The organism is Pantoea sp. AN62, from assembly GCF_050432985.1.
In the GTDB taxonomy this organism is placed as follows: Bacteria; Pseudomonadota; Gammaproteobacteria; order Enterobacterales; family Enterobacteriaceae; genus Pantoea; species Pantoea brenneri.
The window spans coordinates 97,856-122,469 of record NZ_JBNPYB010000012.1 but is presented as its reverse complement, the minus strand read 5'-3'; the positions used below and the strand labels follow the sequence as shown (position 1 = coordinate 122,469).

The window sequence follows — 24,614 nt, the reverse complement described above, 5'->3', positions numbered from 1 at the left end:
CCGGTGCGGGTTAACAGATTATTGATAAGCGATCGCCAGCCTGCTTCAGGCGAATGGCGACAGCAGAGCCGCTGCGGCGCAGAATTCTGTGTCAGCAGCAGGTGACATCTTTCACGCATAACAGCCTGAAACAGTTCGGGGAAAGGAAAAGAACATGCAACAGCCCACATTAACTTTGATGATTGTTGACGATCATCCGCTGATGCGCCGGGGGATTCGTCAGCTACTGGCGCTCGATCCCCGGCTGGTCGTGATCGCAGAAGCCAACAACGGCACGGAAGCGCTAGCAGAGGCTCGCCAGCATGAGCCGGATGTGATCCTGCTCGACCTGAATATGAAAGGCATGTCGGGACTGGATACCCTTAAAGCCCTGCGCCACGAAGGCATCAGTTCGCGCATTCTGGTGCTGACCGTCTCTGACGCCCACAGTGATATTTTCACCATGGTGGATGCCGGTGCCGATGGGTATCTGCTGAAAGACAGCGAGCCGGAGATCCTGCTGGGACAGATTCTGCAAGCCTCCCAGGGCGAAAAAGTGTTCAGCGAAGGCGTCGCCCGTTATCTTGCCAATCGCCAGCACAGCGCCGATCCTTTACGCCAGCTGACTGAGCGTGAGCGTGATGTGCTGCAGGAGGTGGCGCGCGGTCTGTCGAATAAAGAGATTGGCACCATTCTGCATATCTCAGAAGAGACGGTAAAAGTGCATATCCGCAACCTGTTGCGGAAACTGGATGTGCGCTCGCGCGTTGCCGCGACCGTGCTCTGGCTTGAAAGCCGCCATCGTTAAATAATCGGAGAATTTACACTTTCTCCACAATTTCTCCACGATTCTCTAATTGACCGCACGTAGAGTAAGTGTCGGCAGGAAATCGTGGAAGAGATCATCCGGTTGCTCTGCCGGTGCACCCTTTCCTGGGCTCTCATTCCTGATAAAAAAGCACTGAGGAGTGTCGATTTAATGTCGAATTTCTTTATCGACCGACCCATCTTTGCATGGGTTCTGGCGATTTTGCTGTGTCTTTGCGGCACCCTTTCCATTATTTCGCTGCCTATTGAACAGTATCCCGACCTGGCACCGCCCAACGTGCGGATCACCGCTAACTATCCTGGCGCCTCTGCCGAAACGCTGGAGAACACCGTTACCCAGGTGATCGAGCAGAATATGACTGGCATCGATAACCTGATGTACATGTCATCCAACAGCAGCAACACCGGCCAGGCGCAGATCACCCTCACCTTCACCGCTGGCACCGATCCGGATGAAGCGCGCCAGCAGGTACAAAACCAGCTGCAATCCGCGCTGCGTAAATTACCCCAGGCAGTGCAGTCACAGGGCGTGACGGTCAACAAAACCGGTGACAGCAACATTCTGATGGTGGCCTTTGTCTCGACCGACGGCAGCATGGATAAGCAGGATATTGCAGATTATGTCGCCAGTAACATCCAGGATCCGCTAAGCCGCATTGATGGCGTCGGCCAGGTAGATGCTTATGGTTCACAATACGCGATGCGCATCTGGCTCGATCCCAACAAGCTGATCGCCTACTCCCTGACCACCGATGATGTGGTCAGCGCCATCGAATCGCAGAATGCCCAGGTCGCCGTCGGCCAGGTTGGCGGCCTGCCATCGGTAGACAAGCAGGCGCTTAACGCCACGGTGAATGCCCAGTCGATGCTGCAGACGCCGGAGCAGTTCCGGGCGATTACCCTGAAGAACAATCCTGATGGCTCGGTGGTCACGCTGGGTGATGTTGCCAGCGTGGCGCTCGGTGCCGAAAAATATGACTACCTCAGCCGCTATAATGGCCAGCCCGCTTCCGGTCTGGGGGTCAAACTGGCCTCGGGTGCCAATGAGATGAATACCGACAAGCTGGTGCGGGCGCGTATTGAGGAGTTATCCCACTATTTTCCGCACGGGCTGGAAGCCAAAATCGCCTATGAAACTTCGCCATTCGTCAAAGCGTCAATTACCGATGTGGTGAAGACGCTGCTGGAAGCGATTGTGCTGGTGTTTGGTGTGATGTACCTGTTTATGCAGAACTTCCGCGCCACGCTGATCCCCACCATCGCCGTCCCGGTGGTGCTGTTTGGCACCTTCAGCGTGCTCTACGCCTGCGGTTTCAGTATCAATACCCTGACGATGTTCGCCATGGTGCTGGCGATCGGCCTGCTGGTGGATGACGCCATCGTGGTGGTGGAAAACGTTGAACGCCTGATGAGTGAAGAGGGATTGTCGCCGCGTGCCGCGACACGCAAATCGATGGGCCAGATTCAGGGCGCGCTGGTCGGTATCGCACTGGTGCTGTCGGCAGTCTTCGTGCCGATGGCTTTTTTTGGCGGCACGGTCGGGGCCATTTATCGCCAGTTCTCAATCACCATTGTGTCGGCAATGGTGTTGTCGGTACTGGTGGCGATGATCCTGACGCCCGCGCTGTGCGCCACGCTGCTCAAGCCGGTGAAGCCCGGCGAGTCGCACGGGCGTGGCGGCTTCTTCGGCTGGTTCAACCGTCACTTCAATAAAAACGCGGACCGTTACCAGCACGGCGTGGCAGGTATTCTGCGTAAGGGCGGCCGCTGGCTGCTGCTCTATCTTGCGCTTATCGGCCTGATGGCCTTTCTGTTTCTGCGTCTGCCCACTTCTTTCCTGCCGCTGGAAGATCGCGGCGTGTTTCTGACCCAGGTCCAGCTTCCGGCCGGTGCCACCTTAGAGCAGACTGCCGCCGTGGTGGCAAAAGTCGAAAATTACTATCTGACCGAAGAACAGGCCAATGTGCTGTCGGTGTTCTCGACCATCGGCGCCGGGCCTGGCGGTAACGGTCAGAACGTGGCGCGGCTGTTTGTCCGACTGAAAAACTGGGAAGATCGTCCCGGTGCCGATCGCACCTCGTTCGCGATTATTGATCGCGCCACAAAAGCGTTTCAGAAGATTAAAGAGGGTCGGGTGATCGCCAGCAGTCCGCCGGCCATTACTGGCATGGGCAGTTCGTCGGGCTTTGACCTGCAGCTGCAGGATCATGCCGGGCTCGGCCATGCCCGGTTAATGGCGATGCGCGATAAGCTACTGGAGATGGCCGCCAGCGATAAATCGTTATCGCGGGTGCGCCACAACGGACTCGACGACAGCCCACAGTTACAGATTGATGTCGATGAGCGCAAAGCGCAGGCGCTGGGCGTCTCGCTCGATACCATCAACGACACCCTGACCACCGCCTGGGGCTCAAGCTATGTGAATGACTTCCTCGATCGTGGCCGGGTGAAAAAAGTCTATGTCCAGGCGGCAGCCGAATTCCGCATGCTGCCGGGCGATATCAATAAGTGGTACGTGCGCAACAGCAGCGGCGGCATGGTGCCCTTCTCCGCGTTCGCCACCAGCCACTGGGAGACCGGTTCCCCCCGGCTGGAGCGCTACAACGGTTACTCCTCGCTGGAGATTGTCGGTGAAGCCGCCAACGGCGTCAGCAGCGGCACCGCGATGGATGAGATGGAAAAACTGGTCAACGCCTTACCGCTGGGCGTCGGCTTCCAGTGGAGCGGCGCTTCGTACCAGGAGCGTCTGTCCGGCTCGCAGGCACCGGCGCTGTATGCTATTTCGCTGCTGGTGGTGTTCCTCTGCCTCGCCGCGCTGTATGAGAGCTGGTCGATTCCGTTCTCGGTGATGCTGGTGGTCCCGCTCGGCGTGGTCGGCGCGCTGATTGCCACCTGGCTGCGCGGTCTGGAGAACGACGTTTACTTCCAGGTCGGGTTGCTGACGGTGGTGGGCCTCTCCGCCAAGAACGCCATTCTGATTGTTGAGTTTGCCAATGAGATCAACAGCAAAGGCGGCGAACTGGTGGCATCAACGCTGGAGGCCGCCCGCCAGCGCCTGCGGCCGATTCTGATGACCTCGCTGGCCTTTATCTTCGGGGTACTGCCGATGGCGATCAGCAGCGGTGCCGGCTCCGGCAGTCAGCATGCGGTCGGTACCGGCGTGATGGGTGGCATGATCTCCGCCACGCTGCTGGCGATCTTCTTCGTACCGCTGTTCTTCGTGCTGGTACGCCGTCGTTTCCCGCTGAAAGAGAAACCGCACGATTAAGCAGGCTGACTCAGCGGAGAGTCGCGCCAGAAATAAAAAGCGGCCACTGATATCAGTGACCGCCTTATTTCTGTGTGTGGTAAGAATTGCAGCAAGAGGGGAAGCGCCCTGCTTTTCTCGTCACGTGTTACTTGTTGCGTAACATCGCTTCGATAAATTCTTTCCAGTTCCCCATTTCAGTGTCAATCATAATGCCCTCTCTTATTGTGATGGCAATGTTACGCGCTTTTTTTCATCAGGTGAATACGTTTACACCTGTTATCACTATCGGCAGCGGTGAATAAAACCTGAGTTTTATCGGATTTGGTAGCTGAAGCACATTTCAGCAACTGCTTAACCCGCCTGCAATTATTAATTGATAACCCCAGCGGTAGCTTATTTTCTCAACATGGCGAAATTCTTAATTATCCAATGATAAGCCAGGTAATGATTACGGCTGAAATTGATAACGTTTACCTGATGCCTGCCGGTAACGATTATTGACAGCTCTGGCCCGCCTGGTGAGATGCCGCAACGGATCGCACTATGCTAAACTCGCGCTTTGGCTGCTTTTTTCAGCTTCAACGTTTCACAGGACAATAAGGATCAGGCAATGAGCGCGCAGTGGGTGATGTACGGGATTAAAAATTGCGACACGATAAAAAAAGCCCGGGGCTTTTTAACGGCTGCTGGCATCGACTATCGGTTCCATGACTACCGTGCTGATGGCCTGAGTGACGCGCAGCTGCAGGAATTTATTGATGCGCTGGGCTATACCACCCTGCTCAACACCCGCGGCACCACCTGGCGCAAATTGCCCGAGGCAGAGCGCGAGGCCGTCACCGATGCAGACAGCGCCAAAGCGCTGATGCTGGCCCAGCCTGCGATGATTAAACGCCCACTGTTACGCACTCCGGATGGCACTTTGCTTGCCGGCTTTAGTGAGACGACCTATCAGAATGCTATCCAGGAGAAGTCATAATATGTTTTGCCCGGTCATTGAGCTGACGCAACAGCTTATTCGTCGCCCCTCTCTCAGCCCCGATGATGCCGGCTGTCAGGCTCTGCTGATCGCCCGCTTACAGGCGATTGGCTTTCACATCGAGACCATGAACATCGGTGACACCCTGAATTTCTGGGCGACCCGTGGTGAAGGCGAAACGCTGGCGTTTGCCGGTCATACCGATGTGGTCCCGGCGGGCGATGCCAGCCGCTGGATCAATCCTCCTTTTGAACCCACCATCCGTGACGGCATGCTGTTTGGCCGTGGCGCGGCCGATATGAAAGGCTCGCTGGCGGCGATGGTGGTGGCCGCCGAACGTTTTGTCGCCGTCCATCCTCACCATAAAGGCCGGCTGGCGTTTCTGATTACTTCCGATGAAGAGGCCAGCGGTGCTAACGGTACCGTTAAAGTGGTTGAGCGCCTGATGGCACGCCAGGAACGGCTTGATTACTGCCTGGTTGGCGAACCGTCCAGTACCGAAGTGGTGGGCGACGTAGTGAAAAATGGCCGGCGCGGCTCGATCACCGCGAATCTGACGGTGCATGGGGTTCAGGGTCATGTCGCCTATCCCCATCTGGCCGATAATCCGGTGCATCGGGCGATGCCGGCGCTGAATGAACTGGTGGCCGTCGAGTGGGACCAGGGCAATGCCTTCTTTCCGGCGACCAGCATGCAGATTGCCAATGTACAGGCCGGAACCGGCAGCAACAACGTCATCCCCGGCGAGCTGTTCCTGCAGTTCAACTTCCGTTTCAGCACTGAGCTGACCGATGAGATGATCCGTCAGCGGGTTGCAGAACTGCTGGATCGTCATCAGCTGCGCTACACCATTGAGTGGAAACTCTCGGGTCAGCCGTTCCTGACCGATCGCGGTAAGCTGGTCGATGCCGTCGTAAAAGCGGTGGCGCACTATAATGAGATTAAGCCGCAGCTGCTGACGACCGGCGGCACCTCTGATGGCCGGTTTATCGCCCGGATGGGTGCGCAGGTAGTAGAACTGGGTCCGGTGAATGCCACCATTCATAAAATCAATGAGTGTGTGAAAGCCTCCGACCTGCAGATGCTGAGCCGGATGTATCAACGCATCATGGAACAACTGATCGCCTGAGTGCGATATTAAGGAGCGGGAAATGGAGTTTATTAAAGACTACTGGTGGATCCTGGTGATCCTGCTGATGGTTGGCGTGCTGATGAATGTGTATAAAGATCTGAAACGCATCGATCACAAAAAATTTATGGATAACAAACCGGACCTGCCGCCGCATCGTGATTTTAACGATAAATGGGACGATGACGACGACTGGCCGAAGAAAAAGTAATCGCGGATGCCCTCGCCGTGCGAGGGCATTTTTACATCATCACAATCACATCGTCATCACCGGGTTTCGCCCCGCTTAACGCTTCATCAAAGTAGCGTTTCGGTACCGTATAGCGCAGATGATTAAGCGCCAGCTCCATACTGCGATGGTCAATCGCGTGGGCTAAATCATCAACAATATCCAGCGTCACATCACCGCCTAATGCCGTCAGTCGTTGCTCTGCCTGTTGCGCATGATGCAGCGGGATCTGCTCATCATAATCGCCGTGGATCAGATGCACCGTGGTACGGGTGCTGGCTTTCTCTGGCAGGGTAACGAAACGGCCATTAAACACCACCGCGCGCCCCGCCAGGTCGGCATGGGCTTTTACCCCTTCCAGCACCATGCTGCCACCCTGCGAAAAGCCGATCAGCGCCGTAGCTTCCGCCCGGACACCACTCTGCTGCTGCCAGTGACGGACCGATTCGACAAACTGCGGCATGGCGGCATCTACCCGCTGCTGGACCGTCTGGTCGTGTAATTCCGCTTCAGTAAACCACTGACGACCAGCGGCAGGCGATCCTACCGAAACCACCAGCGCTTCAGGAAAAGTGCGGGCAAACCAGCTGCCGATCTCGCCCATTGAATCCGGATTGTCGCCCACGCCGTGATAAAGCAGGAACAGCTGGGCCGCCGTAGCAGGCTGTTGAACGATTACATATTTCAGTGTCATGTTGACCTCCTGTTGTCACTCTACGCCGCCGGGCGCGGAATGATATGAGGAATATTTGAAGCCGCCGGTCGAATTATTTCAACGACTGACGTAAGACGTCGGCATCAACGTCCTGCAGCGTTTCAAGTGCGATAGCGGCTTGCTGACGCAGTGCGGCAATTAACGCTTTACGGCCGCTCAGCCCCGCCTGCCGGGCCAGTGCAGTCAGCGCATCAGGAGCAGCGATGGCAGCCTCGATCAGCGGTAACGGCTGAGCAGAGACCCCAGCCAGCCGCTGCAACACCGGCAAACTGGCCTCCAGTGGCCGCTGCGCCCAGGCAAAACCGGCCGCCAGTCGGGCATCCTGCGGCGTGAAACCTGCCTCACGGCACGCAGTGATGTCCGGCTCCAGCGCGATATGCTGACGCAGCACCGGCCAGTCACGGGCCAGATGGTGTGCGGCCCGCCGCTGTAACGTCTCACCGGCATCAGAACAGGCCAGCATCGCCATTGCGGCGTAGCAGCCGCTGCTGGCTTCGCGCTGGCTGCCGATACGCACCAGGGTAAAACCACAGCTGCGCCAGAAAGCCCAAAGAGATTCAGTGTAGCCGAAGCTGACAGAAAGATAGTCGTAATCCGCGGCGGCATGACGGGCTGCCGCCACCAGCTGCTGACCGATGCCACGACGACGACTCTCCGCCGCCACGGCAATGCGGCTGATACGCAGTGAGCGTAACGTTGCCGCTTCAGCGAATCCGGCGTGCGCCGCCAGCGACTGAGCCACCAGATTGCCACGCGGCCGACGAGTACCGGCCCATACCGCCTCTGCCAGGGCAGGATCAAGCCCGCCCTCTTCCACCAGCCATAACGCGCCCTGCAACGCTAACGCGTTACCCGCCAGCCACAGCTGCATGCCGGGCGCATCCAGCAGACGGCGTAAATCAAGCGGAGAGGTGCGGTAATGGGCGCTGGTCAGCAGCCGATAGGCCGCCTGCAACGCCGTAAAATCGTTGCGCGACGCCCGATGCGGAATGGCTGAGGATGACGGTGCGACGGCAGCAGCATCGTCAAACAGCAGCGCCTGGTTGAGCCAGCGTTCCAGCGGATCGCTGCGCGACCAGCGGAGTGGTTCATCAAGGGTGAAATAGCGAACCTGCGGCAGTCCGGCGCAAAATTTCAGGATAAAACCGCGTCCGCTGCCTTCGTAACCCTGCACCGTGGTGGTGAGTAATACCCGGGGAAAACGACTGATCAGCGCCTGCAGCAACGGCGCGGGAATGGCGGCGGCTTCATCAATAATCAGCCAGGCAGCGGGCGGCGGCGGCATCAGCGCCAGTAGCGCATCCGGGGCCATAAAATGAAAATGATCGCCGGCAAACGCGGCCAGTACCCCGGTGGACGCCCTGGCCGGCGCAGTCACCAGACAGTTTCCCTGCTGGCCCGCCAGCATGCCCGCCAGTGCCGACTTTCCGCGTCCGCGGGCGGCAGTCAGCACCGCCACGCCTGACGGCAGCGCCAGCAACTGCGCCAGCATCGCCTGCTGCTGTTGCGGTGCCCGACACTGCCACTGTGGCCAGTCTGTATGCGGCGGAAGACGGCAAGGCTGATGCTGCTGCTCCAGCAGCACTTCTGCATCGTTCAGAATCTGCTGTTGCAGATGCTCAACGAAGCGTGGCGTGGCGATCGGCTCGGCGACGTCCGCCCAGCGCAGGCTATCAGCATCAGGTTGTTGCAGCCACCGGTCCCAGGGCGGGACCAGCAGCAGCAGCCAGCTACCGGCGGTTAAGGTGCCGGCCAGCGCGGCGAAGGCTTCAGCATGGAAGCCCTGCCGGGCATCGAAAATCGCATGATGAAATTCGCGTCCCAGCAGGGTGCGCACCGCCCCCGGCACGCAGTGCGGACCGGGAAACAGTGCGTTGTCGCTTAGCGTCAGCCAGTCACCCGCCAGCGCATCACGCCATGCCGTCGCCCGCATCAGGCACCACGCCGGATCGCCGCTGATCACCGCCAGCCGTCGAATCCCGGCCTGCTGCATCTGTGCGGTGAGGCGTTGCAGGGTCACTGGTTGCTGGCGAAGGTGTTGCACTGTCCCGGATTGCCACCATCAAAGCCGCGCTTGAACCAGCTGTATCGCTGCTGCGAGGTGCCGTGGGTAAAGCTGTCCGGCACTACCCGCCCCTGACTTTTTTGCTGCAGTCGATCGTCGCCAATCGCCTCAGCGGCATTCAGGGCTTCCTGCAGATCGCCAACCTCAAGGATATTTTCCTGCTGCATATAGTGTCCCCAGACGCCAGCGAAGCAGTCAGCCTGTAACTCCATTTTGACCGACAGCTGGTTTACCTGAGTCTGGCTGGCACCCTGCTGCATTTCGCGAACTTTCGGTTCGATACCCAACAGTTTCTGGACGTGATGGCCCACTTCATGCGCAATCACATAGCCCTGGGCAAAGTCACCACCGGCACCGAGTTTGGTTTTCATCTCATCATAAAACGAGAGATCGATATAAACCGTCTGATCGGCAGGACAGTAGAACGGCCCCATCACTGACTGGCCGGTACCGCAGCCGGTGCGGGTGGCACCGCGATACATCACCAGCTTCGGCGCGACATACTGTTTGTTCATCTGCTGGAACAGTTTCCCCCAGGTATCTTCGGTGGTCGCCAGCATCACTTTGGTAAATTTCGCCGCTTCATCCTCATTCGGACTGACGCTACGCTGCTGTTGCTGACTGGTCGGTGCCACTTCACCGCCGGTCAGTAAGGCGGTCAGGTCATAGCCATAATAGCCGGCCACCGCCACCACAATCAGCAGAACAATCCCGCCTTTGCCGCGCGGCAGACGAATCTGGCGGCCTCCTCCACCAAAACCGGATGATTGATCGCGACGGTCCTCTACATTGTCGCTTTCGCGACGCCCTTGCCAGCGCATGCTGTACTCCCTTAGCGGTTTACTCAGATGGCATGATTTTAGTTGTGTGCCGGGGCAATCACCAGCTTTATGCCAAAATGAAAAAAGGAGAGCCGGGGCTCTCCTTTTTCTGCGGTACGGCGCGACTTAGTCGAGCTTCACGCCCAGTCGCTGGGCAACCGCTTCATAGGCTTCAACCACGCCACCCAGGCTCTGGCGGAAACGGTCTTTGTCCATTTTATCCAGCGTCTGTTTGTCCCACAGGCGCGCGCCGTCTGGCGAGAACTCATCGCCCAGCGTCACTTCGCCGTTAAACAGACCAAACTCCAGCTTGAAATCGACCAGAATTAAGCCAGCGTCATCAAACAGCTTGCTCAGCACTTCATTGGCTTTGAAGGTCAGTTCCTGCATCCGCGCCAGGTTTTCTTTGCTGACCCAGCCAAAGGTTTCGCAGTAGGATTCGTTGACCATCGGGTCATGTTTCGCATCATCTTTCAGGAAAAGATCGAACAGCGGTGGATTCAGCACCATCCCCTCTTCCACGCCCAGACGCTTAACCAGTGAACCCGCGGCACGGTTGCGGACGACACACTCAACCGGCACCATCTCCAGCTTCTTCACCAGCGCTTCGTTATCAGACAGCAGCGCTTCCATCTGGGTCGGGATACCCGCTTCCTGCAATTTAGTCATGATGAAATGGTTAAACTTGTTGTTTACCATTCCTTTGCGATCAAACTGCTCGATTCGGGCGCCGTCACCGGCTGACGTATCGTTGCGGAATTCGAGTATCAGCAGATCCGGATTGTCGGTGCTGTATACGGTTTTCGCTTTACCGCGATACAACTCAGCTCGCTTTTGCATCTTGTTAACTCCAGACTTGAAATAACGGGTGTTCAACGGCCTGTGCCGCTGCGGCGATTGGCGGGACGCAATCGATTACTTCGCCGCGCGCTATTATGCCAAAAACAAAATAAAAATGCCGGAGAATCTCCGGCCGTTAATCACTTTATTTGTTCAGCGCGCCCTGGAACACCGCCACCAGCGCATCATTTTGCGACTGGGTCAGCACATGCCCTTTCGGATCGATGAACTGCAGGCTGGTACGGTTATCAAGATCGCCGACCTGCACTTTGTAATCACCGTTTGGCAATTCCGGATCTTTCGCGCCCACTTCATCCCAGCTGCTGCTGCCCGGTGATTTATAGGTCACCTTCATGCTGCCGGTTGAACGGGTGGTGTCCGTCACTTCCATGCCGACGCGTTTCATCGCCTCTGGCAGACGCTGCCACGCCACGTTGTAAGGCGTACGCAGGATCAGCAACGGCAAGCCGGTATCATCTGCGCCACTCTGCACATCAATCGCACCATTCACCCGACCTGAAGCGGCGTTTTCGCTGGCGGTTTCGATCTTATCCAGACCGGTGCTGATGTCGTTGAGCATCTGCGCGGTATAACGCTGGATTTGCGCCGGCGAAGTGATGGTTTTGCCATCCTGTTGCAGTTCCAGCAGACGAACCGTCAGCAGCTGCTGATAGCTCTGCGACTGTACGCTGATCTGGTAGCGGCCACGGTACTGCTGGTCTTCATCAGCCCGGTTCCACTGCACCCAGTCAGTGGTCAGCTGCTGTCCCGCGTCATTGCGTGAAGCAATCGGGAATTTGTAAGACTGCACCACATTAACCACCTGCGACCAGACGGAGCCACGGCTGTTCTCAATCATCAGCGCGCCGGTATTATTGCTGTATTGCGCGCGCGTACCGTTCAGCAGCGCCAGTGGCTGGGCCGGTGGACGGATATCGAGCTGCTTGCCGGTCGGCGCCTGACTGCTGGTGCGCGGCACGTCAAAATCACCACGCTGAACCGGCAGGATCATTCCGGCAGGGGCTTTCAGTTCATGTAATTCGCTGGCTTGCAGGTAAGATTCATCACCGCTGACCTGGCGCTTATAGCGCTGGTCGCTCGAACAGGCCGACAACAGCATCAGGGTGGAAAGCCCCACCACGGTAGCTACCGTTGACCGCTTTACTGAGTAATTCATTCAAACTCCCTAAATTATCGCAAACCCGCTTTCACCAGCGCCTGCTCCACTTTCGGCTGGCCGGCTGCAGTCAGTGGCGTCATTGGCAGACGCAGCGTGTCGTTAGCGATTAATCCTAGCTGTTTCGCAGCCCATTTTACCGGGATAGGATTGGGTTCACAGAAAAGCGTCTGGTGCAGATGCATCAGACGCTGATTCAGGCGGCGAGCCTCGACGAAATTGCCCTGCTGCGCCAGTGTGCACAGCTCGGCCATTTCGCGCGCGGCCACGTTCGCAGTCACCGAAATGACGCCTTTGCCGCCCAGTTGCATAAAGTCCAGTGCGGTAGCGTCGTCGCCACTCACCAGAATGAACTCTTCATTAACCAGCTCTTGGATCTGACTAACCCGCGATAAGTTCCCGGTTGCCTCTTTGATTCCGATAATATTTTTTATTTCAGCCAGACGGGCAACGGTTTCCGGCAGCATGTCACAACCGGTGCGCGAGGGTACGTTATACAGCATTTGCGGCAGGCTGGTGCTGTCGGCGATGGCTTTAAAGTGCTGGAACAATCCTTCCTGCGTCGGACGGTTATAATACGGCGTGACGGTCAGGCAGCCGACAACGCCGGAGTGTTCGAAACGTTTAGTCAGAGAGATGCCTTCTGCGGTGGCATTCGCCCCGGTTCCGGCGATCACCGGGATCCGGCCATCGGCCAGCTCCAGGGTCAGCATCACCACATCGCCGTGTTCTTCATGGCTCAGCGTGGCCGATTCGCCTGTGGTGCCGACGGAAACAATCGCCGCGGTGCCGCTGGCGACATGATAATCAATCAGTTTTTTCAGACTCGCACGGCAGACATTACCTTTGTCATCCATTGGCGTAACGAGTGCAACAATACTTCCCGTAAACATTGGCGATCCCCTCGACAAACAAGTGCTTCATGGTACGTTTTACACTTAGGGAAAAGCAAGCAAGCCACGCTATTCCCGCGCTTGTCAGCAGTTTTTTTTATGTTTACCTTATGGTTATTAGCGAATGCACAGGAAAAGCCATTTTGCCGCAATCTCAGCCCCATCATCTGGTGATCACCGCGCTCGGTGTTGACCGTCCGGGTATCGTCAATACTATCACCCGACACGTCAGCAGCTGCGGTTGCAATATCGAAGATAGCCGTCTCGCCATGCTTGGGGATGAGTTCACCTTTATCATGCTGCTATCCGGTAGCTGGAACGCCATTACGCTGATTGAATCCACTCTGCCGCTGAAAGGTGCCGAACTGGAACTGCTGATCGTCATGAAGCGCACCAATGCCCGTCAGCGTCCGCCGATGCCGGATACCGCGTTTATTCAGGTTGAGGTGGCGGATTCGCCGCACATCATTGAGCGCTTTACCGATCTGATCGATAAACATCAGATGAACGTTGCCGAACTGGTGTCACGAATTACGCCGGGGCAACACGATTTACCCCCAACGCTCTATATTCAAATGACGGCCCACAGTCCAACGCGTACCGAAGGCACGTCGTTTGAGCAGGCTTTTAATACGCTGTGTCAGGAGCTGAATGCCCAGGGTTCGCTGCGTCTTTACAGCGCGTCGGATGCCGACAGCAGTGAAGCCGTCAGCCCGGCACGCTAACGGCGCAGGTCACAATACCGGAGCTATTTCTCCACATTACTGTCACCGAAACGTGCCCGGCTATGTGGTGAAATACCCCCTGATGGTAATTTTCCGTTTGGCAGTTTCCGGCCGGATGGTGTATTACCGACAGCCTGAATAAAAAAATGGAGAGATGTGATGAATCCACTGAAAGCCGGTGATACCGCACCGAAATTTAGCTTGCCCGATCAGGACGGCGAACAGGTTAATTTGACCGACTTCCAGGGACAGCGCGTTCTGGTGTATTTCTATCCGAAGGCGATGACGCCTGGCTGCACCGTCCAGGCGTGTGGTCTGCGTGACAATATGGATGAGTTGAAAAAAGCGGGTGTCGAGGTGCTGGGCATCAGCACTGACAAACCGCAAAAACTGTCACGCTTTGTCGAAAAAGAGCTGCTGAATTTCACCCTGCTGTCGGATGAAGATCATGAGGTCTGTAAGGCATTTGGCGTCTGGGGTGAAAAGACCTTTATGGGTAAAACCTATGACGGCATCCATCGCATCAGCTTCCTGCTGGATGCGGATGGCAAGGTGGAAAAGGTATTCGATAACTTCAAAACCTCAAATCACCACGACATCGTGCTGGATTACGTTAAGTCCGCCTGATGTCTGTCGGGCGCGGCAGTTTACTCGCCGCGCCCGGCTTATTACGCCGTCCGGTGCTCGTCCGGCCAGGCATGCACCACCGCTTTGACCAGCGTCGCCAGTGGAATGGCAAAGAACACGCCCCAGAATCCCCATAGCCCGCCAAAAATCACCACCGATAAGATAATCACCAGTGGATGCAGATTAACCGCTTCTGAGAACAGAATCGGCACCAGAATGTTGCCATCCAGCGCCTGAATCACCAGATAGACGATAAACATGGTCCAGAATTCGCTGCCCATCCCCCACTGAAACAGTCCTACGCAGATTACCGGCACGGTAACCAGCATCGCGCCGATATAGGGAATTAACACCGAAATCCCCACCAGTACCGCCAGCAGGAGCGCATAGTTGAGGCCGAGAAACAGGAAGGCCAGCCAGCTGGCGATGCCGACCACCACCATCTCCAGCACCTTGCCGCGAATATAGTTGGTGATCTGCTGATTCATCTCCAGCCACACTACCCCAGCCAGACCGCGATTGCGTGGCAACACCCGGCGCACCGCGTTCAGCATCTGTTCTTTATCCTTTAACAGGAAGAACACCATCAGCGGCACCAGTACCAGATAGATCATCAGCGTCATCAGGCCGACCAGCGACGCCAGAGAGTAGCGGACCAGCGAATCGCCGACGCCGCTCAGCCGGCTACGCAGGTTCTCCGCAATCAGATCGATGATGCCGGCATCCATCAGCGCCGGAAAACGCTTCGGCAGCCCGGCGGAAAACAGGTAGAGCTTGTTGAGCATGTTGGGCAGGTCGCGGGTCAGATTGATGCCCTGTTGCCAGGCGACCGGCGCCACAATCAGCACCATCACCAGCAGAATACCGGCGAACAGCACCAGCACAATTGAGGTGGCCCAGCTTCGGCTGCAGCCAACGCGCTGCAGTCGCGCCGTTGGCCATTCCAGCAGATAGGCCAGCACCACGGCCAGCAGCAGCGGAGCCAGCAGATCGCTTAAGAAAAACAGGATGCAGAAGCCCGCCAGCAGGATCACCAGCAGGGCAATAGCCTGCGGATCGCTGAAGCGGCGTTTGTACCATTGAAATAATAAAGCCAGCATAACTTCCGATCCAATACAGCAAAAAAGGAGGACGATTGTACCTGATATAAGCAGCCTGAAAAGGGCGTTGCCTGCTGGCGCGCGGTTAGCTGACGGGTGCCGCAATCACACAGTTACGTCCGCTGTTTTTCGCCTGATACAGCGCGGCATCCGCCTGCTTTAAGCTGGCTTCCAGCGACACATCCTGCTGACCGTTCCATGCCGAGACGCCAATTGATAAGGTGATGCGGCCAACGTCGGTAAGCCAGGCTTCGGCAATCCCGAGCCGTACCCGCTCCGCAATGATCAACGCCTCTTCCAGCGGGGTGCCCGGCAGCAGCATCAGGAACTCCTCTCCGCCGTTGCGGCAAACCACGTCGGACTGGCGCGCGCTGGCCCGCAGGGTACTCGCCACCTGCTGGATCACCCGATCGCCGACGTCGTGTCCCCAGCTATCGTTGACGTTTTTAAAGTGATCGATATCCAGCGCCAGCACCGAAAACGGCTGGCGCAGCGTCTGGTAATAGTCCAGCACCGCGTTGAGGCCGCGACGGTTCAGCAACTGGGTCAGCGGATCGGTTTGCGCTTCCGAGTTGAGTCGGCCAATTTTGTCCTGCACCAGACCAATGCCGGTCAGTAGTGCGCGTTTGACCTGAGCGGCCTCAAAATACCAGGCGCTGATGCCGCCAATCTCCATTGACACACCCTGTGCATCCATCCGGCTGGCTTTACGGGCCAGTTGCCACAGCGGCAGCGCAATCAGCCGGGCCAGCACCACCGCCACCAGCAGCGTCAGCAGCGCAAACGGCACGGAATTTTTCAACACCTTGAGCAACAGGCCGGAGAGCGGTTTCAGCGTGACGTTAATCGGCTTGAGCGCCACCACCATCCAGCCGGTGGTCGGCACCACGGCATACCCCGCCAGCTGCTTAACCTCACCCGACTGCGAGAGCATTAGCGAGCCATTGCTTTGATCCTCACGCGGCCCGATGATGGCGGGCAGCATTTTGCCAATCAGCTGGCGATTCTGGTGATAGAGCACCTGATTATTGCTGTCGAGCACGTAGACGCTGGTGCCATCGCGATAAAACTGCTCGCCCAGCAGCGCATTCAGAATGCTCTTTTTCTTCAGATAGATGGTGCCGCCGACATAGCCCAGATAGTCGCCTTCGTGGCTCCAGATTGGCCAGGAGACAAATACCAGTAAGTTGTTCGCTGCAGAAAGAGTGGGTTTACTGATGATCGGCTGGCGCATCTCCAGCGCTTCGCGTGATGCTTCGCTGGTCAGATGCATCCCTTTCAGCGTCAGCGACTCCGGCGAGATGGCCTTTACTATCCCCTGCTCATCCACCACTGCTACCGAGTTAAAACTGGTGGTCTGCTCGCGCAGGCGGTTGACTTCGTTTTGCAGCAGCGTCTCGTTATTAAAATTATCACTGAGTTGGTTAGCGCTGTAATGCAACTGTGACTGCGCCAGCTGGAAGAAAATCTCGCTGGTGGAGGCCAGTTTAGCGGCATAAGCGCGATTAGCCTCAAGGGTACTTTCAATCAGTACCTGACGCTGTACCCGCCAGGTCGCGTAGAGCGTATTGGCAAGCGTAATAACGATGCTGACCATAACCAGCAGTGCGATTAGATTGCGTAGATCGGTTTTGGGCCGAAAACGCCTTAGCATGGCGTTGCCGCCGCAGGAGAAAAAATCATGTCTTACGTGCCCGATTATTGTTTTTAGCGTGTGCCGGTTACCCTGGTGATTCCGGGCGTAAGTCTACACCCTGGCGGAGGATTTGAGCAGGTTTAAGGCCGCCGACAGTGGACTAAATTCAAATTTACCTGGCCCTAATCGATTAATTCCTGCTGATTATAAAACGGCCACAACCCAGAAATGCGGTCAATGGCGTACTGATGCGGCACCATCCGCTGCCCCGGCTGCCAGCGCTGCAGCAGAAATCGGGGTGGTTCCAGCACGAAGTGGGCCGGGTCGTCAGGTTGCAGGTCCAGCACCACCTGATGTGATACGCCGGCCAGCTGCTCTATCGCCTGTAATTGCCGGGCAATACCGGATGAAGCAGCGAAGGCAGCAACCTCCACAACGTGGTGAGGTACTGAGTCGTAACTGACGGACAATATGATGCGGGCGTAATCCGGGTTACGCTGAGGCGGCCAGCCCCTTGTGCAGCGTGTCGGGGTTCAGCAGAGGAGGAGCAGAAAAGGCGCGTGCGGCGGTGTCGCGCGAAACGCCCGCCAGCGTGGCTACACGGCGTAAATCGGTCATCACGCCCTCGCTTACCGTCGATGAGATCGATCTCATTGAGGCGGAAGCTAACGGCATGATACGACAGAGGCAGGGTGGGAACCTGACGAAAAGAGAACAGCGGCGGTGTCGCCGCTGTCAGGATCACAGCATCAGGAAAGCGTACCCTTCATTTTGCAGCGTGGCGACGGTGGTGCCGCTGGAGATGGTGTGGGTGACCATCGGGTCAATCCATTCGCGCTCTAGCTGATGGAACGCCACCGACTGATCGCAAATCGACACTTCAACACCGGCTTTTTTCAGTTCACTGATCAATTTAAGGTTCGGATTGTCGACGCCATAGGCTTTATGAAACTGCGCATTGTTTAAGGCAGCCGGGACCGCATCGCTGTTAATCGATACCACGAATTTCAACTGGTCGAGCGGGACGCCCGCCGCATAATAGAGGTTAGTGACGCGAGCAACCCGCTCCAGACCCAGGTTCGGCTGGCGAATATCGCCTTCACTGCGGTTGATCTGGAAAACAATTTTATTACTCAGGCCTGGCGTTGTGCCCGGTTTAAAGGCTGGCGTATCGACATAATGTATTTTTCCGTAGCCTTCAATGGCTGGGGTACTCCAGAAATCAGCCGGCTGGGTTTTATTATCCGCCACTTTGCCACTGACCTTATCGAATAATTCCGGCAACTGTAAAACATTACCACCAATAAACCCCGCCACGGCGGCGACCACAATAAAGGCTGCTGGACGCATCACTTATTCTCCTGATGTTTTAGACAAGGTATTAATTACATTGCCAGCCACGCGTAACCCTGATTTTGCAGGGTCGATACCGTGGTCGGACTGGAAAGCGCATGCACGACCGATTTATCAATCCAGTTATTGGGATAGTGATGGAAGGCCACCGACTGATCGCAGACCGATACTTTTACGCCCGTTTTATTTAGCTCATCGATCAATTTCAGGTTCGGATTATCAATGCCATAGAACTGCCTGAAATGGGCGTTATCCAGCATCGCCGGGGTGGCGTCACCGGTCACTGAGACCACAAATTTCAGCTGGTCAGCCGGAACGCCTGAGGCAATATAGAGATTAACCACCCGCGCGACCCGCTCCAGCCCCAGATTGGGCGCAGTCATCGCTCCGTCGCTACGGGTAATCTGGAAAACGATTTTATTGCTCAACCCCGCCACCGGTTTAAAAGCGGCGTCGGCCTCATAATGAATTTTGCCATAACCTTCAATCGCTGGCGTACTCCAGAAACCTTCAGGCTCCTGCGGCTCAGACGAAAAATGCTGCGCGACTTTGTCATAAAGAGTGCCGCTTTGTGTGACAACCGCGCCGACCACACCACCCATAATGGCAATTAACACGTAAGAAACCGCTGAACGCATAACACTCCTCTCCGGCAAATAACGCGCTACAGATCCATATTCTGAATCGGGGCAATATCTATATCACAGCGCATCGATATTCAGCGCCTGCGTAAATGTGTGTCAGCTCAGATTTGGTTACGACAGAAATAATGATCGTGCTTTACCAATCGAAAATTTTCATCAACATCTGACTTAAAGCAAATAATCAATGGCCTTTAATATTTTTATTAATTGCCCGTATCAATGATCACTTCAGGTTAATTTAATGCCACTATTTTCTGGAGCTTGCAATGACTATCCGATGAGGAGGAATTATTTATTTAATCGTGACGACGGACATAAAACGCGCGAAATGGCCTTTTTTTCGGAGTAAACCTGGAAAAATTCATGCCATATTCAATTTTTTTGAGTGAATTTACATAACTTTAAACTAAGCGCGTAAAGCGTTTTATTTCAACCTCAGCATAATCTGCTTTATTTCCCGCGACCACACCGGGAAAACCTGAATAAGCCAGTTTCTCCTCGCCCATTACCCTCAGCTCAGGCGGCTGGCGTTTTTTCGTTTAACTCCGGTTTAGGTTTTTAACATATTCAATTTTTTTCGCCAGAAAAGGCGATCTTGCACAAAACAGACGCCATCCGGCGTAGATAACCCCATTCCTTTCTTATCATGCTGTGGTTAAGATAGTTGCGAACCGTTGTTAGCTGCGAAAAAACGGAAGCTTACCGCTGCGCACCTGGCCAGTTTCAGGGCCTCTCTACAGGATTAAGGCATGTTGAACCGGTTAAAAAAAACGCTGATCGCCGCACTGCTCCCAACGCTGATGTTCACCAGTCTGGCACCTGCCTGGGCCGACGTCAGTGATTCACTGCCCGATATGGGGACCACAGCGGGCTCAACGCTGTCGATTAATCAGGAATTACAGATGGGCGACTTCTACGTTCGCCAGTTGCGCGCCAGTGCTCCCCTGATCAATGACCCGTTGCTTAACCAGTACATCAATCAGCTCGGCCAGCGGCTGGTGTCACACGCCGATTCGGTTAAGACGCCGTTCCACTTCTTTCTGATTCAGAACGATGAACTCAACGCCTTTGCCTTCTTTGGCGGCAATGTGGTGCTGCACTCTGCGCTGTTCCGGTTCACCGAAAATGAAAGCCAGCTGGCCTCGGTAATGGCGCATGAAATTTCGCACGTGACGCAGCGCCATCTGGCACGCGCCATGGAAGATCAAAAGCGCAATGCCCCGCTCACCTGGGTCGGCGCGCTGGGCTCAATTCTGCTGGCGATGGCCAATCCGCAGGCCGGTATGGCGGCGCTGACCGGTACGCTGGCGGGAACCCAGCAAGGCATTATCAGCTTCACCCAGGGTAACGAGCAGGAGGCGGATCGCATCGGGATTCAGGTGCTGCAACGTGCCGGTTTCGATCCCCAGGCGATGCCAAATTTTTTACAGAAGCTGGCCGATCAGAGCCGCTTCTCGTCTAAGCCACCAGAAATTCTGCTGACGCACCCGCTGCCGGACAGCCGTCTGGCAGATGCGCGCAACCGCGCCAACCAGATGCGACCGGTGGTGGTGCAGTCCAGTCAGGATTTCTATCTGGCGAAGGTGCGTGCGCTGGGGATGTACGCCACCGGCCGCAATCAGCTGACCGATGAACTGTTGAACCAGTACGCCAGCGGTAACACCCGCGAACAGCTGGCGTCGCAGTACGGTAAGGCAGTGCAGTTTTTACAGGCGAAAAGCTATGCCGATGCGAAGCGGATCATCACTCCGCTGCTGGCGAAGCAGCCGGATAACGTCTGGTTCCTCGATATCATGTCGGATATCGACATCGGACTGAACCAGCCGCAACAGGCGATCGCCCTGCTTACCGGCGCGACCGGCGCGAAGAACAGCCCGGTAGTGCAGCTCAACCTGGCAAACGCCTACGTTGAAGCGAAACAGCCGGCCAACGCCAGCCGCATTCTGAATCGCTACACCTGGACCAACAAAGATGATCCTAACGGCTGGGACTTACTGGCACAGGCATCAGCACAGCAGGGACTGAACGATGAAGAGCTGTCGGCGCGCGCTGAAAGCCTGGCGCTCAACGGCCAGCTTGACCAGGCGATCACTACCCTTAGCAGCGCCAGCGCCCAGGTGCCGCTCGGCAGCCTGAAGCAGGCGCGTTACGATGCCCGTATCGATCAGCTGCGGCAGTTGCAGCAGCGTTTTAAACAATATCAGAAAGGCTAACCGGCCCGTTATCAGAGGAGATCGCCTGAAATGGTGACGATTTATCACAATCCGCGCTGTAGCAAGAGTCGCGAAACGCTGGCGCTGTTACAGGAACGCGGCATTGAACCCGAGGTGGTGCTCTATCTGCAAACCCCACCAACCCGCGACACGCTGCAAATCCTGCTGCAAAAGCTGGGGATGCAGAGTATACGCCAGCTGATGCGGACCAAAGAGCCGCTTTATCATGAGCTGGGGCTGGCGGAGGAAACGAAGAGTGAGGCTGAACTGATCGCCGCGTTGGTTGACCATCCCAGCCTGATTGAGCGACCGATTGTGATTAATGGCGACCAGGCGCGTATCGGCCGCCCACCGGAGGCGGTACTCGGGATTATTTAAAGGCCGAGCGTCTCTTTAACAAAGGGGATGGTCAGTTTGCGCTGGGCACTGATCGATGCACGATCGAGGCGATCCAGCGTATCAAACAGCGTGCGCATTTCGCGATCGAGTCGCTTCAGCAGGAAGCGGCCAACGTCTTCCGGCAGCTCAAAGCCGCGCAATCCGGCGCGCAGCTGCAACGCCTGTAGCTTATCTTCATCAGAGAGCGGCTGCAGACGGTAGATCTGGCCCCAGTCGAGACGCGAAGCCAGATCGGGCAACTGCAGATTAAGCTGACGTGGCGGACGATCGCCGGTGATAAACAGGCGGGTATTGCCGGTTTCCAGAATGCGGTTGTAGAGATCGAAGATCGCCATTTCCCACTCCGGCTCGCCGGCAATGCACTCGATATTATCGATGCATACCAGTGACAGTTGCTCCATCCCTTCCAGCACTTCCGGCACAAACCAGGTGCGCTTATCCAGCGGCACATAGCCGACCGCCGCACCGCGCGCTGACATTTCTGCGCAGGCTGCGTGCAGCAAATGGCTCCGGCCTCCGCCTTCGCGCGACCAGAAGTAGAGATAGCTGCCATGTTGTTGGTTGAGAGCACCTTTCAGCGCGGCAATCAGCGACGGGTTCTCCCCCGGCCAGAAGCTGGCGAAGGTTTCGTCGTCAGGCAAATAGAGTGGCAATGACAATTGTGCCGGCGTGTTCAGAAGCACCTCAGCAAGAGAACAAGCAAAAAACCGGGGAAGTCTACCACAGTTTTCAGAAAGAGATGAATGGAGCGTCCCTGCCCCGTTCTCAGGAAGCGGCTAACGATCAGCTATCCTGGCGTTCGTCAGCTTCCAGCACTACCTCTTCCGGGCGCAGCAGTGAAATCACGCGGAAGATCAGCGCTAATCCCACGCCAACGAGAGTGGCCAGCGCCATGCCTTTCAGTTCCGCCGCGCCGATATGCACCTTCGCGCCGCTGACGCCGATGATCAGGATTACCGAGGTCAGGATCAGATTCTGCGCTTTGTTGTAATCCACTTTGGATTCGATCAGCACCCGGATACCGGACGCGCCAATTACCCCGTACAGCAGCAGCGAGACGCCGCCCATCACCGGCACCGGGATCGCCTGAATCGCCGCCGCCAGTTTACCGACGCAGGACAGCAGAATGGCGAGGATCGCCGCGCCGCCAATTACCCAGGTGCTGTAGACGCGGGTAATCGCCATCACGCCGATATTCTCACCGTAGGTGGTGTTGGGGGTCGAGCCAAAGAAACCAGAAATCACCGTTGATAAGCCATTGGCGAACATCGAGCGGTGCAGGCCAGGGTCGCGGATCAGATCTTTCTTCACGATATTGGCCGTGACCACCAGATGGCCGATGTGTTCGGCAATCACCACCAGCGCCGCCGGCAGAATAGTCAGCATTGCCACCCACTCGAAGCGTGGCGTATAGAAGGTTGGCAGCGCGAACCACGGCGCGTTCTCTACCCCGCTCCAGTCGACGATGCCCATAAACCACGAGAGCGTATAGCCGACCAGCACCCCGATCAGAATCGGGATGATCGCCAGAAAGCCGCGAAACAGCACCGAACCAAACACCGTCACCGCCAGCGTCACCAGCGAGATAATCACCGTGGTGCTGTCGGGCGAACTGCCCTCAGCCGGCAGCAGACCGGCCATATTCGCCGCCACGCCAGCCAGTTCCAGGCCGATGACTGCGACAATCGCGCCCATCGCCGCCGGCGGGAACATCACATCCAGCCAGCCGGTACCGGCCCGTTTCACAATCAGCGCCACAATACAGAACAGCACGCCGCATAGAATAAATCCGCCGAGCGCCACCTCGTAGCCCAGTGGCAACAGCAGCAGCACCGGCGAGATAAAAGCAAAGCTTGAGCCAAGATAGGCAGGAATTTTACCCTTACAGATAAACAGATAAATCAGCGTGCCGACACCGTTGAATAACAGTACGGTAGCCGGGTTGATGTGGAACAGAATCGGCACCAGCACCGTGGCGCCAAACATGGCGAACAGATGTTGCAGGCTGAGTGGAATGGTTTGCAGTAACGGCGGTCGTTCACTGACGCCAATGGCGCGACGAGTCATCATTTATCCCCTTGCGTTAGTTTTCCCCGTTGGTGACACCCGCGCCGACGCAGCGTCACGCAGAGTGCGGGAAGCTGATGCCAGACGGCGGGTGTTATCCGATTGGGGATGATGCTTTTTTTGCCAAAAAAAAGCCGACTCTCCGGCCGGCTATGCGATTTATTTGGTTCCGAAAATCTTATCCCCGGCGTCACCGAGCCCAGGAATGATGTAACCTTTGTCGTTCAGTCCCTGATCGACCGACGCGGTATAGAGCTCTACGTCAGGATGCGCTTTTTCCAGAGCGGCAATCCCTTCTGGCGCGGCCACCAGCACCAGCACTTTAATGCTGCTGCAACCGGCTTTTTTCAGCAGGTCGATGGTGGCGATCATTGAACCACCGGTCGCCAGCATCGGGTCTACCACCAGCGCCAGGCGCTCTTCAATGTTCGAGACCAGCTTCTGGAAATAGGGAACAGGTTCCAGGGTTTCTTCATCACGGTAGACGCCCACCACGCTGATGCGTGCGCTGGGAACATGCTCCAGCACGCCTTCCATCATGCCGAGACCGGCACGCAGAATCGGGACCACCGTGATTTTTTTACCTTTGATTTGATCGATCTGCACCGGGCCGTTCCAGCCCTCAATAGTCACTTTTTCGGTTTCCAGATCGGCGGTGGCTTCGTAGGTCAGCAGGCTGCCCACTTCTGATGCCAGCTCGCGGAAACGCTTGGTACTGATATCATGCTCACGCATCAAGCCCAGTTTATGTTTGACCAGCGGGTGTCTGACTTCCACGATCTTCATTGGTGTTCTCCCGGAATGAGTTGAGCTAAAAAAAAATCGCGGGATTATACCGCCTTTTCGCCTTCGCGCCACTTATCCTTGCGCAAGGCGGCAGCATTTACCGGGACAAAATAAGGATTGATGAAAATCGCCTGGTGCGCAATCCCGGACTCGCAAACG

Annotated in this window: 25 protein-coding genes; 9 read left to right on the top strand and 16 right to left on the bottom strand. The window is 56.4% G+C overall.

Annotated features, from left to right (window positions below):
* Positions 1-154 precede the first annotated feature (154 nt).
* Positions 155-787, top strand: a complete 633-nt coding sequence (locus tag FHW04_RS15355) for a response regulator (protein WP_031375839.1) — start codon at positions 155-157, stop codon at positions 785-787.
* A gap of 171 nt (positions 788-958) precedes the next feature.
* Positions 959-4,075 carry a multidrug efflux RND transporter permease AcrD gene (gene acrD, locus FHW04_RS15350; RefSeq protein ID WP_031375838.1) on the top strand — a complete coding sequence of 1,039 codons (3,117 nt, stop codon included), beginning with the start codon at positions 959-961 and terminating at the stop codon, positions 4,073-4,075.
* A gap of 127 nt (positions 4,076-4,202) precedes the next feature.
* Here the strand turns inward: acrD and ypfM are convergent, their stop codons facing one another.
* Positions 4,203-4,265: a protein YpfM gene (gene ypfM / locus FHW04_RS15345; protein ID WP_139015967.1), complete on the bottom strand. Its 63-nt coding sequence runs from the start codon at positions 4,263-4,265 to the stop codon at positions 4,203-4,205.
* 402 nt (positions 4,266-4,667) lie between these two features.
* Here ypfM and FHW04_RS15340 point away from each other — a divergent pair, with 402 nt between their 5' ends.
* The 3 genes from FHW04_RS15340 to FHW04_RS15330 are packed head-to-tail and all read left to right on the top strand — an operon-like array spanning position 4,668 to position 6,376.
* The gene (locus FHW04_RS15340; protein ID WP_031375836.1) at positions 4,668-5,036 is read left to right on the top strand and encodes an ArsC family reductase; all 369 of its coding nucleotides are present in this window, start codon (positions 4,668-4,670) and stop codon (positions 5,034-5,036) included.
* A gap of 1 nt (position 5,037) precedes the next feature.
* A complete protein-coding gene (gene dapE / locus FHW04_RS15335; protein ID WP_089561686.1) occupies positions 5,038-6,165 on the top strand; it encodes a succinyl-diaminopimelate desuccinylase in 1,128 nt (375 codons plus the stop codon).
* A 22-nt stretch (positions 6,166-6,187) separates the two neighbouring features.
* Positions 6,188-6,376 (top strand): YpfN family protein, encoded by a 189-nt coding sequence (locus tag FHW04_RS15330; RefSeq protein ID WP_031375834.1) that lies wholly within the window; start codon positions 6,188-6,190, stop codon positions 6,374-6,376.
* 31 nt (positions 6,377-6,407) lie between these two features.
* Here the strand turns inward: FHW04_RS15330 and ypfH are convergent, their stop codons facing one another.
* The 6 genes from ypfH to dapA all read right to left on the bottom strand — a co-directional run bounded on the left by ypfH (position 6,408) and on the right by dapA (position 12,905).
* Complete coding sequence (ypfH, locus tag FHW04_RS15325; RefSeq protein WP_069728722.1) at positions 6,408-7,088, bottom strand: esterase; 681 nt, start codon at positions 7,086-7,088, stop codon at positions 6,408-6,410.
* 73 nt (positions 7,089-7,161) lie between these two features.
* Complete coding sequence (locus FHW04_RS15320) at positions 7,162-9,129, bottom strand: tRNA(Met) cytidine acetyltransferase TmcA (protein WP_089561685.1); 1,968 nt, start codon at positions 9,127-9,129, stop codon at positions 7,162-7,164.
* The gene (gene ypfJ / locus FHW04_RS15315) at positions 9,126-9,995 is read right to left on the bottom strand and encodes a KPN_02809 family neutral zinc metallopeptidase (RefSeq protein WP_031375391.1); all 870 of its coding nucleotides are present in this window, start codon (positions 9,993-9,995) and stop codon (positions 9,126-9,128) included. The genes FHW04_RS15320 and ypfJ overlap by 4 nt, the downstream gene beginning before the upstream one ends.
* Positions 9,996-10,121: 126 nt before the next feature.
* On the bottom strand, positions 10,122-10,835 hold the full coding sequence (gene purC / locus FHW04_RS15310) for a phosphoribosylaminoimidazolesuccinocarboxamide synthase (protein ID WP_069728720.1): 714 nt from the start codon (positions 10,833-10,835) through the stop codon (positions 10,122-10,124).
* 145 nt (positions 10,836-10,980) lie between these two features.
* Positions 10,981-12,012, bottom strand: a complete 1,032-nt coding sequence (gene bamC, locus FHW04_RS15305) for an outer membrane protein assembly factor BamC (RefSeq protein WP_031375389.1) — start codon at positions 12,010-12,012, stop codon at positions 10,981-10,983.
* A gap of 14 nt (positions 12,013-12,026) precedes the next feature.
* Positions 12,027-12,905, bottom strand: coding sequence for a 4-hydroxy-tetrahydrodipicolinate synthase (gene dapA / locus FHW04_RS15300; protein WP_031375388.1), 879 nt, complete (start codon positions 12,903-12,905; stop codon positions 12,027-12,029).
* Between the two features lie 143 nt (positions 12,906-13,048).
* Between dapA and FHW04_RS15295 the strand changes: the two genes are divergently transcribed.
* A complete protein-coding gene (locus tag FHW04_RS15295; protein ID WP_089561684.1) occupies positions 13,049-13,630 on the top strand; it encodes a glycine cleavage system transcriptional repressor in 582 nt (193 codons plus the stop codon).
* A 159-nt stretch (positions 13,631-13,789) separates the two neighbouring features.
* Complete coding sequence (gene bcp, locus FHW04_RS15290; protein ID WP_089561683.1) at positions 13,790-14,257, top strand: thioredoxin-dependent thiol peroxidase; 468 nt, start codon at positions 13,790-13,792, stop codon at positions 14,255-14,257.
* Positions 14,258-14,298: 41 nt separating this feature from the next.
* Here bcp and FHW04_RS15285 read toward each other — a convergent pair whose 3' ends face one another.
* From FHW04_RS15285 to FHW04_RS15260, 6 genes are all read right to left on the bottom strand, one after another.
* Positions 14,299-15,357, bottom strand: a complete 1,059-nt coding sequence (locus FHW04_RS15285; RefSeq protein ID WP_069728719.1) for an AI-2E family transporter — start codon at positions 15,355-15,357, stop codon at positions 14,299-14,301.
* Positions 15,358-15,442: 85 nt separating this feature from the next.
* Positions 15,443-17,011, bottom strand: a complete 1,569-nt coding sequence (locus tag FHW04_RS15280) for a sensor domain-containing diguanylate cyclase (RefSeq protein WP_031375384.1) — start codon at positions 17,009-17,011, stop codon at positions 15,443-15,445.
* A 164-nt stretch (positions 17,012-17,175) separates the two neighbouring features.
* Positions 17,176-17,427: a hypothetical protein gene (locus tag FHW04_RS15275; RefSeq protein WP_371600941.1), complete on the bottom strand. Its 252-nt coding sequence runs from the start codon at positions 17,425-17,427 to the stop codon at positions 17,176-17,178.
* 58 nt (positions 17,428-17,485) lie between these two features.
* On the bottom strand, positions 17,486-17,611 hold the full coding sequence (locus tag FHW04_RS15270; protein ID WP_371600939.1) for a hypothetical protein: 126 nt from the start codon (positions 17,609-17,611) through the stop codon (positions 17,486-17,488).
* Positions 17,612-17,734: 123 nt separating this feature from the next.
* Positions 17,735-18,343: a DsrE family protein gene (locus tag FHW04_RS15265; protein WP_046288176.1), complete on the bottom strand. Its 609-nt coding sequence runs from the start codon at positions 18,341-18,343 to the stop codon at positions 17,735-17,737.
* A 35-nt stretch (positions 18,344-18,378) separates the two neighbouring features.
* Positions 18,379-18,984 (bottom strand): DsrE family protein, encoded by a 606-nt coding sequence (locus tag FHW04_RS15260; RefSeq protein ID WP_089561682.1) that lies wholly within the window; start codon positions 18,982-18,984, stop codon positions 18,379-18,381.
* A 755-nt stretch (positions 18,985-19,739) separates the two neighbouring features.
* Here FHW04_RS15260 and FHW04_RS15255 point away from each other — a divergent pair.
* A complete protein-coding gene (locus FHW04_RS15255) occupies positions 19,740-21,203 on the top strand; it encodes a beta-barrel assembly-enhancing protease (RefSeq protein ID WP_046288175.1) in 1,464 nt (487 codons plus the stop codon).
* Positions 21,204-21,233: 30 nt separating this feature from the next.
* Positions 21,234-21,581 carry an arsenate reductase (glutaredoxin) gene (gene arsC, locus FHW04_RS15250; RefSeq protein ID WP_031375382.1) on the top strand — a complete coding sequence of 116 codons (348 nt, stop codon included), beginning with the start codon at positions 21,234-21,236 and terminating at the stop codon, positions 21,579-21,581.
* On the opposite strand, the gene hda is transcribed toward arsC, so the two are convergent.
* The 3 genes from hda to upp form a co-directional block, all read right to left on the bottom strand.
* Positions 21,578-22,279, bottom strand: coding sequence for a DnaA inactivator Hda (gene hda / locus FHW04_RS15245; RefSeq protein ID WP_180217190.1), 702 nt, complete (start codon positions 22,277-22,279; stop codon positions 21,578-21,580). The genes arsC and hda overlap by 4 nt on opposite strands.
* Before the next feature lie 106 nt (positions 22,280-22,385).
* Positions 22,386-23,669, bottom strand: a complete 1,284-nt coding sequence (gene uraA, locus FHW04_RS15240; RefSeq protein ID WP_031375380.1) for a uracil permease — start codon at positions 23,667-23,669, stop codon at positions 22,386-22,388.
* Positions 23,670-23,828: 159 nt separating this feature from the next.
* Positions 23,829-24,455 (bottom strand): uracil phosphoribosyltransferase, encoded by a 627-nt coding sequence (gene upp / locus FHW04_RS15235; protein WP_031375379.1) that lies wholly within the window; start codon positions 24,453-24,455, stop codon positions 23,829-23,831.
* Positions 24,456-24,614 lie beyond the last annotated feature (159 nt).

Coding starts and splice junctions, on each gene's coding strand:
- ypfH (WP_069728722.1), bottom strand. CDS start 7,088: ATGACACTGAAATATGTAATCGTTCAACAGCCTGCTACGGCGGCCCAG.
- FHW04_RS15280 (WP_031375384.1), bottom strand. CDS start 17,011: ATGCTAAGGCGTTTTCGGCCCAAAACCGATCTACGCAATCTAATCGCA.
- FHW04_RS15255 (WP_046288175.1), top strand. CDS start 19,740: ATGTTGAACCGGTTAAAAAAAACGCTGATCGCCGCACTGCTCCCAACG.
- FHW04_RS15265 (WP_046288176.1), bottom strand. CDS start 18,343: ATGCGTCCAGCAGCCTTTATTGTGGTCGCCGCCGTGGCGGGGTTTATT.
- arsC (WP_031375382.1), top strand. CDS start 21,234: ATGGTGACGATTTATCACAATCCGCGCTGTAGCAAGAGTCGCGAAACG.
- bamC (WP_031375389.1), bottom strand. CDS start 12,012: ATGAATTACTCAGTAAAGCGGTCAACGGTAGCTACCGTGGTGGGGCTT.
- acrD (WP_031375838.1), top strand. CDS start 959: ATGTCGAATTTCTTTATCGACCGACCCATCTTTGCATGGGTTCTGGCG.
- FHW04_RS15330 (WP_031375834.1), top strand. CDS start 6,188: ATGGAGTTTATTAAAGACTACTGGTGGATCCTGGTGATCCTGCTGATG.
- FHW04_RS15340 (WP_031375836.1), top strand. CDS start 4,668: ATGAGCGCGCAGTGGGTGATGTACGGGATTAAAAATTGCGACACGATA.
- dapA (WP_031375388.1), bottom strand. CDS start 12,905: ATGTTTACGGGAAGTATTGTTGCACTCGTTACGCCAATGGATGACAAA.
- bcp (WP_089561683.1), top strand. CDS start 13,790: ATGAATCCACTGAAAGCCGGTGATACCGCACCGAAATTTAGCTTGCCC.
- ypfJ (WP_031375391.1), bottom strand. CDS start 9,995: ATGCGCTGGCAAGGGCGTCGCGAAAGCGACAATGTAGAGGACCGTCGC.
- upp (WP_031375379.1), bottom strand. CDS start 24,455: ATGAAGATCGTGGAAGTCAGACACCCGCTGGTCAAACATAAACTGGGC.
- purC (WP_069728720.1), bottom strand. CDS start 10,835: ATGCAAAAGCGAGCTGAGTTGTATCGCGGTAAAGCGAAAACCGTATAC.
- FHW04_RS15285 (WP_069728719.1), bottom strand. CDS start 15,357: ATGCTGGCTTTATTATTTCAATGGTACAAACGCCGCTTCAGCGATCCG.
- FHW04_RS15260 (WP_089561682.1), bottom strand. CDS start 18,984: ATGCGTTCAGCGGTTTCTTACGTGTTAATTGCCATTATGGGTGGTGTG.
- FHW04_RS15355 (WP_031375839.1), top strand. CDS start 155: ATGCAACAGCCCACATTAACTTTGATGATTGTTGACGATCATCCGCTG.
- FHW04_RS15270 (WP_371600939.1), bottom strand. CDS start 17,611: ATGACCGATTTACGCCGTGTAGCCACGCTGGCGGGCGTTTCGCGCGAC.
- uraA (WP_031375380.1), bottom strand. CDS start 23,669: ATGACTCGTCGCGCCATTGGCGTCAGTGAACGACCGCCGTTACTGCAA.
- dapE (WP_089561686.1), top strand. CDS start 5,038: ATGTTTTGCCCGGTCATTGAGCTGACGCAACAGCTTATTCGTCGCCCC.